At 55.6% G+C, this 12,421-nt stretch carries 8 protein-coding genes; all 8 read left to right on the top strand.

Annotation, left to right across the window (positions count from 1 at the left end; translation table 11 throughout):
• Positions 1–141 precede the first annotated feature (141 nt).
• The 8 genes from PEL01S_RS07445 to icmF all read left to right on the top strand — a co-directional run bounded on the left by PEL01S_RS07445 (position 142) and on the right by icmF (position 12,279).
• Positions 142–978 carry a helix-turn-helix transcriptional regulator gene (locus PEL01S_RS07445; protein ID WP_127459953.1) on the top strand — a complete coding sequence of 279 codons (837 nt, stop codon included), beginning with the start codon at positions 142–144 and terminating at the stop codon, positions 976–978.
• A gap of 358 nt (positions 979–1,336) precedes the next feature.
• Entirely contained in the window at positions 1,337–2,269 is a 933-nt protein-coding gene (locus PEL01S_RS07440; protein ID WP_127459866.1) for a phosphotransferase family protein, read from the top strand.
• A gap of 178 nt (positions 2,270–2,447) precedes the next feature.
• Complete coding sequence (locus tag PEL01S_RS07435) at positions 2,448–2,846, top strand: BlaI/MecI/CopY family transcriptional regulator (protein ID WP_127459865.1); 399 nt, start codon at positions 2,448–2,450, stop codon at positions 2,844–2,846.
• A 34-nt stretch (positions 2,847–2,880) separates the two neighbouring features.
• The gene (locus PEL01S_RS07430; RefSeq protein WP_127459864.1) at positions 2,881–5,127 is read left to right on the top strand and encodes a M56 family metallopeptidase; all 2,247 of its coding nucleotides are present in this window, start codon (positions 2,881–2,883) and stop codon (positions 5,125–5,127) included.
• A gap of 192 nt (positions 5,128–5,319) precedes the next feature.
• On the top strand, positions 5,320–6,447 hold the full coding sequence (locus PEL01S_RS07425; protein ID WP_163768313.1) for an acyl-CoA dehydrogenase family protein: 1,128 nt from the start codon (positions 5,320–5,322) through the stop codon (positions 6,445–6,447).
• A gap of 94 nt (positions 6,448–6,541) precedes the next feature.
• Complete coding sequence (locus PEL01S_RS07420) at positions 6,542–7,720, top strand: acetyl-CoA C-acetyltransferase (RefSeq protein WP_127459862.1); 1,179 nt, start codon at positions 6,542–6,544, stop codon at positions 7,718–7,720.
• A 17-nt stretch (positions 7,721–7,737) separates the two neighbouring features.
• Entirely contained in the window at positions 7,738–8,868 is a 1,131-nt protein-coding gene (locus PEL01S_RS07415) for an acyl-CoA dehydrogenase family protein (protein WP_127459861.1), read from the top strand.
• Between the two features lie 153 nt (positions 8,869–9,021).
• Positions 9,022–12,279, top strand: coding sequence for a fused isobutyryl-CoA mutase/GTPase IcmF (icmF, locus tag PEL01S_RS07410; RefSeq protein ID WP_127459860.1), 3,258 nt, complete (start codon positions 9,022–9,024; stop codon positions 12,277–12,279).
• The last annotated feature ends 142 nt before the right edge of the window (positions 12,280–12,421 follow it).

Genomic DNA, 12,421 nt, shown 5'->3' with positions numbered 1-12,421 from the left:
TCCTCCTTCACTGCGGGCGATGAGTCGATTATAATTAGTTTTATCACTGGCAAATAGGTCTGCATTTGTAGTACTATTCGGAATACTAGTCGTACGGATACTGCTATAAATTCTATCAGGAGATGGAGTGGTATCATCGTGATGAATAACGAAAGAAGACGGAAAGAGCTGGCGGATTTCCTCCGGACTCGCCGCTTGCGTTTATCTCCGCAGGAATTGGGGCTGCAGGTGGACACCTCGCGCCGCCGCACGCCGGGGCTGAGACGGGAAGAAGTGGCGAGCTTATCCGGCATTTCCTTGCCATGGTACACTGCACTGGAGCAGGGGCGGGATATTCAAGTGTCGGAGCAAGTGCTGGAAAGCTTGGTGCGGACGCTGCGGCTGAGTAAGGACGAGCGCAACCATCTTCGCGTCTTGGCTAACCATTCCACTGTGTCCAAGGGTACGGAAAATGAAACCTTGTCTCCTTCCCTTCAACAAATACTAGATAGGCTGGGAACTTATCCGGCGTATATCATCGACAAGCACTGGAACGTTCTTGCTTGGAATAAAATTACCAGTTCGCTTTGTGGGGACTTTAACCGGATGGCAGAGATCGAGCGCAATATTCTTTGGCGCGTTTTCACGATGGATCATGAAAAAAAACGCATTATCAACTGGGAAGACGTCGCCACCTCGATGCTGGCCCACTTCAGAAGCCGCTACGCCATGTATATGAACGATTCGTGGTATCAGGAATTGGTCTGCAGGTTGTGGGACCGGAGCGAGGAGTTCAGGCTGTTGTGGGGACGCCATGACGTTTCCGGAAGTCTGGAAGGGGACAAAGTGATCAGGCACCCCAAAGCAGGCTTGCTGACATTTCGTTACAATACGTTTCCCCTTTCGGAAAACAGCGACTTTCTGATGCGGGTGTACACGCCGGTCGAACCCGTCGGAACGGATCGGCAGCTGCAAGAGCTGCTGTACGAGTCTTGTTGAGGTAAAGTATAATAAAACCAAAATCGTGGAAATGGTGGGATACGTGCAGTGATGATGATGGCTGTGTTCCTGACGGAAGTTAACGGTTAACTCTTAACCGAATACCCATAAGCGTGACCGGGGCACTCTGCCGGACGGGGCAGGGCTGCTTTGCCGTGCGTCCGCTTGTGCACTCCAGTTATGAACCTGATCATCACCGTCTATGCATGAATCGATGAGGCAAGGCCGCTTGCTTTGGCGTGTCTTGTTTCCGTATTCTTACGCATAGGAAGCCGTGGATGGACAATTTTCATCTGTGGCTTTTTTTGGTTTACGTGCTATAGAATCCAATAACACATGAGAGAAAGGCGGAATGACGATGCGTTCATTCAAACCGGAAATGAATACTGAAACGGCCCTTGGCTATTTGCGACAAATTGAAGGGGAGGGCGTTTCCGATGTGACCCCCATTGACATGGGAGAGCTGAGCAAGGTGTACAGCTACACGAAAAATGGCAAGGACTTGGTCATTCATTTTAAGAACGACCCGGAGACGCTGAAGAAGGTCAAGTTTATTTCGGACCAATATGCCTCTTGCGGGGTACCGATGCCCCGAATCTTCGAAGTCGGAACTTGCGGCGGCGCCCATTATTCGATTGCGGAAAAAGTGGCAGGGACCTCGATCATCGCCCATGCCGGACCGGATATCCGCGGCGTTCTTCCCGATCTGGTCCGCCAGTTTACTCGGATGAATCAAATCCGGGTGGAGCCATGTTCAGGCTTCGGATGGATCACGCCTTCGGGAGAAGGTTCGGCTAAGACATGGGTGGAATTTCTGGCATCGACTTTCGAGGAGGAGCAGGAAGGGTTTTATCAGGGGTGGACGTCCCTTTTTGAAACGAGCTTTCTGGAGAAGGACGTGTTCGATCGGATCTATGCCGCGATGATGGAACGAATCGGCTATGCGCCTAAGGAGCGGTATCTGGTTCATGGGGATTTCCACTTCGGAAATATGTTATCTCAAGATCATGCCGTAACCGGTATTGTCGATTGGGAGATGGCAATGTACGGGGATTTCATGTTTGACTTGGCCGTTCTGCATCTGTGGGCACCGAAAGCGCAATTTTCGCAGAGAGTCCGCGAGGCATGGGCGGAAGAAGGGCGATCGATCCCCTATTTCGAAGAAAGACTGCTCGGGTACCAGCTCTTCAAAGGCTTGGACGGCTTACGGTTTTACGCGAAGAAGGGAGATAAGCCTGCCTACGATTTCATGAAAAATCATCTCTTTGAATTGTTAGAACAAGCCGAATAACGATGGCCGGGGTAGACTGCTGAGACCGGCGGAGAGGGAACGGACCCGCTGTGCCGAACGCAGTGTGGCGGGCTTCCGGGCCCACAATTTGACAATTACCGTTTACACTTGTAATATTAATGGATGGTCGGTTTCTTTTACAAGTGTAATACAACGAGTGCAAAAGGAGGTGAAACGTATGCAGCGCATTCCGAAAATTTCCGAATCGGAGTGGGAAATTATGAAGGTGATCTGGAGGAGCAACCCGATAACCGCCGAGCAAATCGTGCTTCAATTGCCTGCCGACATCGAGTGGAGCGACCAGACGGTCCGGACCTTCATTAACCGGCTGTTGAAGAAGAACGCGATCGGGTTCGAGAAATCCGGAAGAAGCTATCACTATTACCCGCTGGTATCCGAGCAGGAATGCGTCCGGGCGGAGAGTCAGTCGTTCTTGAAAAGGGTATTCGGCGGGGCTGCGGACCTTATGGTTACCAATTTTTTGGAAGATGGACATTTGTCGGACAAAGAGATCGAGCAGCTTCAGAGGATTCTTATGGAAAAGCAGGAAAAGAAGGAGCGCCACCCCAAGACATGACGGAGCCGCGAAAATTATTTCATTGAGGTAAAACATGGAGATACTATGCGAGATTTTTATAGGACTGTGGTATTCCACCTTGGCGGCAAGCGCGGTTGCGCTGTTGGTCATGGCGATTCAGGCGCTGTTTCGCCACCGTATCAGCGCCCGCATCCGGCATACGCTGTGGCTCATTGTGCTGGTGCGCTTGCTGCTGCCTGTTTTTCCGGATAGTCCTGTCAGCTTGTTTCATATGCTGCATTTCGGCGCAGACATAAAAAAAGCTGTTTCCCTGATCATCCCATTAACGGAGAAAGAGAATAACCCGTCTGCGGAACGATCCCGGAACAGCCAAGAGAAAGAATATGTTCAGAACGATTATAGCATGATTCGTCCGGAAAAGGACGCCATTCCGGATGTCCAATTGCCGGCTGGGATGGAAGACTCGGCGCATTTTTCCCATCCTTGGGGACTAAAAATCATTGCAGCCGTATGGCTTGCCGGAACGGTTGCGCTCTTAACCTACTTGTTCGTCTATATGCTGAAGATGCGCAAAAGGTTCAAAATGCTTACGCTCGTCACCGACCCCCGGATCTTGTCCGTCGTCGACGATTGCCGCAGGAAGTTCGGCATCAAGCGGTCGGTCCCGGTGTACACGGGAAGCTACGCAAGAAGTCCTTATATTTCCGGGCTGTTTCGTCCGTGGATTTATTTTCCCGAAGGCATCGACAAGGAGTTAAGCATACAGCAGCTTACCCATGTGTTCTCGCATGAACTGGCTCACCATAAACGGAAGGATGTGGCCTGGAACCTGCTGGGAAGCTTCGTTCTGGCGGTCCATTGGATCAATCCGGTGGTGTGGATGAGCATCAAGAGAATGAAGGCTGACAGAGAGCTTGCGTGCGATGCCTGCGTATTGGAGGTATTTGGCGAAGCCGAGGCCGTCCCGTACGGCATGACGATTATAGGTTTTTTAAAGCACTTTTCTTCCCGGCGCCGTCAGCCGAATTTGCTGTATTTTGACGGATCGACGAATACGAATCAACTCGTGAGGAGGATTGAAATGATCAAATCATTCAGAGCAGGCTCCTATAAATTGTCTGCGGCTGCTGTCCTGGGCGTCGTTCTTCTGAGCGCAGCGACACTGACGAATGCGGCTGCGCCGGCGACAGACGGTGTGGAACAAGCTCCCGCAACAGCAACCGCAACCGTCCAAACAGAGGACCGGATGTTGTTTAATTCTTCTTCCCGAAGCTATGATAATTTGGAAAAGGCCGCCAAGGTGGCCGACTTCAAGTTCAAGGCTCCGTCGGCTTTGCCGGAAGGCTACAAATTCCACGGGATCGCGCTTCGTTCCAAAACCAAGGATGAAGCCAAGTTAACCAAGGCGGAAGTAATTTATGTTCTTCGCGTAGGGGAAAAGCACTACGGCAGCTTTAGGCTGCTAATCGATTCCAGCGGCACCAGCTTGGACGAAGCTTATACGGAGTTCGAGCAGCGGGAAAAAAAGACGGCGGTACGGGAAACTGAAATCAGGAAAGAGCCTATGACCCTTTATGGAATGGAAGCCTATAAAGTCATCGTCACTACGAAAGTCAATACGAAGCAGCACGAGGGCTGGCGCTATTTCTGGTTGGACGGCGGGGTTCTGTATCAGTTTGACGGGGGCGATCTTTCGGATCAAGAGCAACTGGCCATTATCGCTTCCATGAAATATCCCGATCAAGAGATGTACAAAACCCAAGTGAACTTGGATCTGCTCAACGTAGGAATTTACGATACCGGCGATCTGCGGCGGACGGCAGAGCTCATCGGATTTACGCCCAAGTTTTCGCAGCAAGCGGCTGGGCAGTTTAAAATGTCGGGCGCATCCATGGTACAAAAGCTCTATTTCGGATATCCGGACAACGCCGAAGATAAGAAGAGCAAGCTCCTGAACATCGGATACGCTCGGACGGATGAGCAGGGCAACAGACAAGGCTTTTCTTTCATGCAAATCAAAAACGGCACGATGTACGAGGATATGAAGAAGAACGGGAACGCTGCTTTTTACCGCATCGATGGAAAGAAGCATACGGCACCGGTCAGTCCGATGGTTTTGGGAGGACGAGAGGTGCTCAGAACGGCGAAATACAAGATCGACGGGGAATTAAGCAGACCGGATGAGATTGATTTCGTCAGCTATTACTGGAAAGAGGGCGATGTGTGCTTCCAAGTCGTCTTCAAGGGAGAAGGACTGCCGCAAGAGGAAATCGTTATTGATTTGATGAACGAAAAAGTGGCGGATTTGAACAACGTTTAAATCATACGAAAAGAAATTATGCAGGCAAGCGCCTCGCATAATTTTTTTTTGTAGGCGCAGATTCGGTGTGCTTGTCTCAATCGAACGTTTTATTTCCATTATGACATCATATTTACCCCAAATATTTCATACCATGGGGGTAGAATGACGTTTCATCGCAAGTCCCTTTGTATGTTCAAAGGAGAGATTTTTATGAGGTTCGAGTTGACGGAAGAGCAGGGAATGATCTGTGACGTGGTGCGCGATTTTGTCGCCAGGGAAGTGGAGACGAAGGCTGAGCAGTTGGACGAAGCGGAAGCGTATGACCGCGAACTGTTCGACCGGATGGCGGCGCTGGGCTTTACCGGCTTGCCTTGGCCGGAATCAGACGGCGGGGCCGGGGGAGGGTTCGCGAGTTACGTCCTGCTGCTGGAGCAGTTGTCCGGGGGCTGCGCTTCGCTGGGTGCGGGGCTGTGGACGCATGTTCAGATTGTGACACGGCCGGTGTACAGGTTCGGGCAAAATAGCGCAGCGAAGCATCTGCGGGCGCTGATCGAGGGCCGGAAGCTGGGGGCTGGGGCGCTTCCCCCGCGGCCCAGAGGGATTTCGCCGCTAGACTTTACACTGGCAGCAAAGCCGGATGGGGACGGGTACGTTCTCGACGGGACGCAGGAGTTCGTTTTCAATGGCCAAGAAGCCGACTTATTCTTGGTTTATGCGAATGTGGAAGGCAAAGGCGAAGGCGAGGATGGGCCCGAACGAACCGCTGCATTTCTCGTTGAGCGGGGGATGGCCGGTTTGCAGGTACGGCCCGTTACGCAAGCTCTTGGCCTCCGCTCCTCCGGCATGGCTCATTTGGCCTTCGATCGCTGCCGCATTTCTGGAGGACAACTGATCGGCCGTGTTGGACAAGGGGCCGCCATCGCCGAGGAGACGTGGGCCAGCGCCCGGTACGGCTTGGCTGCGCTGGCTGCCGGGATTGCGCAAGGCGCTTTGAAGGCTTCGGTGGCTTACGCTAAGGAGCGGACGCAGTTCGGCAAGCCGATTGCACGGCATCAGGCGGTGGCGTTCATGCTGGCCGAGATGAGTGCGGCTGCCGAGGCTTCGAGTCTGCTTGCCCGCCAGGCCGCGTGGAATGAGGACAAGGGGTTGGCCTATGCCGAGCCGTCCGCCCGGGCGCTTGCTTATGCGGCTGATGCCGCCATGGGTTCGACGACGAATGCGGTGCAGATCCTCGGGGGATACGGCTATATGAAGGAGTACCGCGTCGAACGGTACATGCGCGATGCCAAAGCGCTGCATATGGTCAAGGGCATGGACGTATGGGCCGGAAGCGGATGACCGTCGAAGCAGGAAGGCAGGATGAGTGGAGCTAACGAGCAGCCATTTCTTATGATCACGCGGCTTTCTTGTGAAAAGCCCGGAAGGAGAAGCGATGAGAGAATCAGTGATTGTCGGGGGAGCCCGCACGGCATTCGGGAAATTCGGCGGCGCATTGAAAAGCAAGCAGGCCGTCGAGCTTGGCGGCATCGCCATCGAAGGGGCTTTGGACAAAGCGAAGGTGGCCCCCTCCGAAGTCGATGAAGTCATTATGGGCATGGTGCTACAGGGTGGCGCCGGACAAATCCCGTCGCGTCAGGCGGCACGGCTGGCCGGACTGGACTGGAGCGTACAGACGGAGACGGTCAACAAGGTATGCGCCTCCGGCATGCGCAGCATTACGCTGGCCGATCAAATCATCCGGGCCGGCGATGCCGAAACGATCGTAGTGGGCGGGATGGAAAGCATGAGCAACGCGCCGTATGTGGCGGCGGATGCGCGCTGGGGTTACCGCCTCGGGGACAAGAAGATGACGGACCTGATGCTGCGAGACGGGCTGCACTGCGCTTTTCAGCATGTCCATATGGGAGAGTATGCCGAAAGAATCGTTGCTGAGAAAGGCATCAGCCGCCAGCTTCAGGACGAATGGGCGCTGCGGAGTCATAGGCGAGCCGTGGAGGCCATTCGGCAAGGGCTGTTCAAGGACGAGATCGTGCCTGTCGCTTGCGGGGCAGGCTCTTACGCGGATGTCGATACGGATGAAGCGCCGCGCGCCGATACGAGTACGGAGAAGCTCGCCAAGCTGCCGTCCGCCTTTGTGCAGGGAGGCACCGTGACCGCAGGCAATGCTTCAGGCATTAGCGACGGCGCCGCCGCGCTGGTGGTGATGTCCGAGGAAAAAGCGGTCCGCGAGCGCTACTTGCCGCTTGCGTCCATTATAGGGCATACGGCCATTGCAGCCGAAGCGCCTTATTATACAATAACGCCCGGACTCGTCATTCAAAAGCTGCTGCAAAAAACCGGAAAATCCTTGCAGGAAATTGACTTGTTCGAGGTCAACGAAGCGTTCGCAGGGGTCGTTCTTGCCAGTGGAAGTCTCGTCGGCTGGAACGAGGAGAAGGTCAACGTTAACGGCGGCGCGATCGCACTCGGGCATCCGATCGGGGCCAGTGGGGCAAGAATCGTTCTGACCTTGATCCATGCGCTGAGACGCCGCGGGGGCGGACTCGGAATCGCGGCCATTTGCAGCGGGGGTGGACAAGGAGATGCGATTTTGCTTCGGGTGGATGAATAAGGGGGAGTTGACGCCTGATGGAGCTGTGCTTCACGGACGAACAGGAGCGCTTCCGGAGCAAGGTGCGCGAATACGCCGTTAGCCGGATCACTCCGTCCGTCCCGGCCATGGAGCAGTCCGATGCTTTTCCGCGTGCGCTCGTCAGCGAAATGGGCGGCTTCGGCCTTCTGGGGCTGCCCGTTCCTAAGGAGTGGGGCGGAAGCGGTGCGGATTTGATTTCGTATATGATCGCCATCGAGGAAATATCTAAAGCGAGCGCCACCGTCGGCGTTATTCTGTCTGTCCACACTTCGGTAGCGACCTTGCCTATTTTGTATTACGGGACGGAGGAGCAAAAGAAGAAATACCTTCCAAGATTGGCCTCAGGGGAATGGCTCGGGGCGTTCGCCCTGACGGAGCCGCATGCCGGCTCCGATGCGGCCGCAATCAGGACATCCGCTGTTTGGGACGGCACAGACTACATCCTGAACGGCTCGAAAGTGTTCATTACGAACGCGGGCGAAGCGGACGTGTATATCGTTTTTGCCGTGACCGGTCCGGGACAAGGGGCTTCCGGGGTCAGCGCTTTTATTGTCGAGAAGGCTGCGCCCGGCTTCTGCGTAGAGAAGAAGGAAAAGAAGATGGGGCTGCGCGGCTCCAATACGTGCGAGTTGACCTTTGACCAGGTCCGTCTTCCCACCGCACAGCGGCTTGGGCGGGAAGGACAGGGGTTCGTCATGGCCAAGTCGATTCTGGACGGAGGCCGGATCGGCATCGGCGCGCAGGCGCTCGGGATTGCTAGAGCCGCCTTGGAGCATACCGAGCTTCTGGTGAAAGCGCAGTATGTGATAGAGCGCCAGCGTGCGGTGGAGCCCGTTCTGACTGAGCTGGCGGCTCGGGTGGAAGCCGCAAGCTTGCTCGTGTATCGGGCCGCCTGGCTGCGGCAGAACGGCAAGCCTTGTACGAAGGAAGCTTCCATGGCCAAAATGTTCGCCAGCGATACCGCCATGTCGGTCACGACGGAAGCGCTGCAGCTGTTCGGCGGCAGCGGATGGACGAACGAGCACCCGTTGGAGCGATTGTTCCGCGATGCGAAAGTGACGCAAATTTACGAGGGGACCAACCAGATTCACCGGATCGTCATTTCCAACGAGCTGTTGAAGTCGTAAGCGACAGTAGTTGTTTGGTTCTGAAGCGGAAGGGGCGCATGCTGCCTGGAATTAGTCTTACATCATGTGTTATGTATAACTCCGGTTGAAGCGAACGGTTTGCTACGTTTGCCGTTAGCACGCTTCGATTTTTCGCTATGAGGAGAGATTTGTTTGGAAACTGCACGAGTGTATCGAACAAAGCACAAGGCCAGGTTTGTTACCGCTTCCGCTTTGTTTGACGGTCATGACGTCTCGATTAATGTGATGCGCCGGATATTGCAGGCCAGCGGAGCGGAGGTCATTCATCTGGGCCACAACCGGTCCGTGAACGAGGTGGTGCAAGCGGCGATCCAGGAGGACGTGCAGGGCATTGCCATTTCCTCCTACCAAGGCGGGCATGTCGAATATTTTCAATACGTGATCGATCTGTTGAAGGAGAGGGGCGCAAGCCATATCCGCGTATACGGAGGCGGGGGCGGCGTCATCATTCCTTCGGAAATGAAGCGGCTGCACGACTATGGCGTTGCCCGCATTTTCTCGCCGGAGGACGGAAGAAAGCTGGGGCTGCAAGGCATGATCAATGTGATGCTGGAGGAATGCGATTTTTCGACGGTTACGGGCTATGTGCCCGATTTGGAGGAACTAAAGCAGGGGAATCACCGCGCTATCGCGCAAAGCATCACGGCCGCCGAGAGCTTGAGCAGCGGGGCTGTTCCTTCGGGCTCCGGGCTGCATGCCGCGTTCGAGCAAATGAAGGAATGGCCGTCCGACGCTCCCGTCGTCGGCATCACCGGTACGGGCGGCGCGGGAAAAAGCTCGCTCACGGACGAACTGGTCCGCCGTTTTCTGCGGCATTATCCCGACAAGAGCGTCGCCATCCTGTCCATCGATCCGACCAAGCAGCGAACGGGTGGCGCTTTGCTGGGAGACCGTATTCGCATGAATGCGGTGCATTCGGATCGCGTCTATATGCGAAGCCTGGCGACGCGCAATTCGGGCAAGGAGCTGTCGCAGGCGATCCGCGAAGCGTTGGCGGTAGTCAAGGCGGCGGGCTTCGATTGGATTCTGGTGGAAACGAGCGGAATCGGGCAAGGGGATCACCAGATTACGGAAATCTCCGATTTGACGCTATATGTCATGACCAGCGAATTCGGCGCGCCTTCGCAGCTGGAGAAAATCGAGATGCTCGACTACGCCGATCTGATCGCGATCAACAAGTTTGAACGAAGAGGCTCGGAGGACGCGCTGCGCGAGGTGAAAAAGCAGGTGCAGCGAAGCCGCGGATGGTTCGAGCAGCCTTACGAAGCGATGCCGGTGTACGGGACGATCGCGAGCCAGTTTAACGATGCCGGGGTCAACAGGCTGTTTACCGCGCTGATCTCCGAGATGAACCGCAAATGCGGCGGCGGCTGGCCGGTTCCGGACTTCTCAACGGAGAAAAGCTTCAAGAAGCAGGTTATCATTCCCGGCGAGCGGATTCGGTACTTGGGAGAGATCGTGCAGACCGTCCGCAGCTATAAAGCTTTCGTCGACAAGGAGGCGGAATTTGCCCGCGCCTGCTACCAAATCGAAGGCACAATGCAAGCGCTGAAGCGGGAGCATGCGCCGGAGGACAGCATCGCCATGCTGCAGGAGCTGAAAGAGAAGTACGAGCAGCGCCTGAATCCGGGGACCCGGACGCTCTTGGCCCGCTGGCCGGAGGTGCGCAGCCGCTATGCCGGCACGCAATTGGTCACCAAGGTCCGGGACAAAGAGATCGTCACCGAGCTGGCGACCACGAGCTTGTCCGGGCTGAAGATTCCCAAGGTATGCCTGCCCGGCTTCCACGACTGGGGCGATCTGGTGAGCTGGCTGTACCGCGAGAATGTGCCGGGTACGTTCCCTTACACGGCCGGCGTGTTTCCTTTTAAACGGACGGAGGAGGACCCGAAGCGTCAATTCGCAGGCGAGGGAACCCCGGAGCGGACGAATCTGCGATTTCATTACTTGTCGAAGAACGATCCGGCCAAACGGCTCAGCACCGCCTTCGATTCGGTCACGCTGTACGGCGAGGACCCCGACTATCGGCCCGATATCTATGGCAAAATCGGGGAGAGCGGCGTCAGCATCTGCACCTTGGACGATATGAAGAAGCTGTACGCCGGGTTCGATTTGTGCCATCCGCTGACCTCGGTTTCGATGACGATCAATGGCCCGGCGGCCATCATTCTGGCGATGTTCATGAATACGGCGATCGACGGCCGGGTGGATCAATTCCGCCAGGTGCAGGGGAGGGAGCCGTCCGGCGAGGAGCGGCGTCAGCTCGCCAAGGAAGCGCTGAAGCAGGTCCGCGGAACCGTACAGGCGGACATTTTGAAGGAGGACCAGGGGCAGAATACGTGCATCTTTTCCACCGAATTCGCGCTGCGAATGATGGGCGATATCCAGCAATATTTTATCGATCACGAGGTGCGGAACTACTACTCCGTGTCGATCTCCGGCTACCATATTGCGGAGGCCGGGGCGAATCCGATCTCGCAGCTCGCCTTCACCTTGGCGAACGGCTTCACATACGTCGAATACTACTTGTCCCGTGGCATGCACATCGACGATTTTGCGCCGAACCTGTCGTTCTTTTTTAGCAACGGGCTCGATCCCGAATATACCGTGATCGGCCGGGTGGCCAGGCGGATCTGGTCCACGGTGATGCGGGAGAAATACAAGGCGAACGAGCGCAGCCAGAAGCTGAAGTATCACGTCCAAACCTCGGGCCGGTCGCTGCATGCGCAGGAAATCGATTTTAACGACATCCGCACGACCCTGCAGGCGCTGCTCGCGATCATGGACAACTGCAATTCGCTGCATACGAACTCCTACGACGAGGCGATCACGACGCCGACGGAGGATTCGGTGCGCCGGGCCATGGCCATTCAGTTGATCATCACGAAAGAACTCGGACTCACCAAAAGCGAAAATATGCTCCAAGGCTCCTTCGTGATCGAAGAACTGACGGATCTGGTAGAGGAAGCCGTCCTGCTTGAGCTGGAGCGAATCAGCGACCGGGGTGGCGTGCTCGGGGCGATGGAATCACAGTACCAGCGCGGAAAAATTCAGGATGAGTCGATTCTGTACGAGACGAAAAAGCACAATGGCGAGCTCCCGATCATCGGCGTGAATACCTTCCAGAATCCGAACCCGCCGACGGACGATCTGCCCATTCCGATGGCCCGCGCCACGACCGAGGAGAAGGAGCAGCAGATCGCCAATCTGCGCGCGTTTCAAGCGAAGCATCAAGATGAGGCTCCGGCCGCGTTGGCGAGGCTCCAGCAGATAGCTTTGGATGGGGGCAACATTTTTGCCGAGCTGATGGAAACCGTCAAGGCCGCCAGCCTGGGGCAAATTACGCATGCGCTTTATCAAGTAGGCGGGCAGTACCGCCGGAATATGTGATCGCTGCGGGCGGCGGCACGGGCCGTATCCCGCGAGGCGACACAAAGCCATACGTTCAATCAAGGACACTCGATTCGACCCTGCAGCGCAACGAAGGGACTGCGCGACCGCTTCGGACAGCTTAATGTATTGAATGACATAA

This window comes from Paenibacillus elgii NBRC 100335 (genome assembly GCF_004000865.1).
In the GTDB taxonomy this organism is placed as follows: Bacteria; Bacillota; Bacilli; order Paenibacillales; family NBRC-103111; genus Paenibacillus_G; species Paenibacillus_G elgii.
The sequence above is the reverse complement of the archived record's forward strand: the minus strand, read 5'-3'. Positions and strand labels throughout refer to the sequence as shown.

Coding starts and splice junctions, on each gene's coding strand:
- PEL01S_RS07445 (WP_127459953.1), top strand. CDS start 142: ATGAATAACGAAAGAAGACGGAAAGAGCTGGCGGATTTCCTCCGGACT.
- PEL01S_RS07440 (WP_127459866.1), top strand. CDS start 1,337: ATGCGTTCATTCAAACCGGAAATGAATACTGAAACGGCCCTTGGCTAT.
- PEL01S_RS07435 (WP_127459865.1), top strand. CDS start 2,448: ATGCAGCGCATTCCGAAAATTTCCGAATCGGAGTGGGAAATTATGAAG.
- PEL01S_RS07430 (WP_127459864.1), top strand. CDS start 2,881: ATGGAGATACTATGCGAGATTTTTATAGGACTGTGGTATTCCACCTTG.
- PEL01S_RS07425 (WP_163768313.1), top strand. CDS start 5,320: ATGAGGTTCGAGTTGACGGAAGAGCAGGGAATGATCTGTGACGTGGTG.
- PEL01S_RS07420 (WP_127459862.1), top strand. CDS start 6,542: ATGAGAGAATCAGTGATTGTCGGGGGAGCCCGCACGGCATTCGGGAAA.
- PEL01S_RS07415 (WP_127459861.1), top strand. CDS start 7,738: ATGGAGCTGTGCTTCACGGACGAACAGGAGCGCTTCCGGAGCAAGGTG.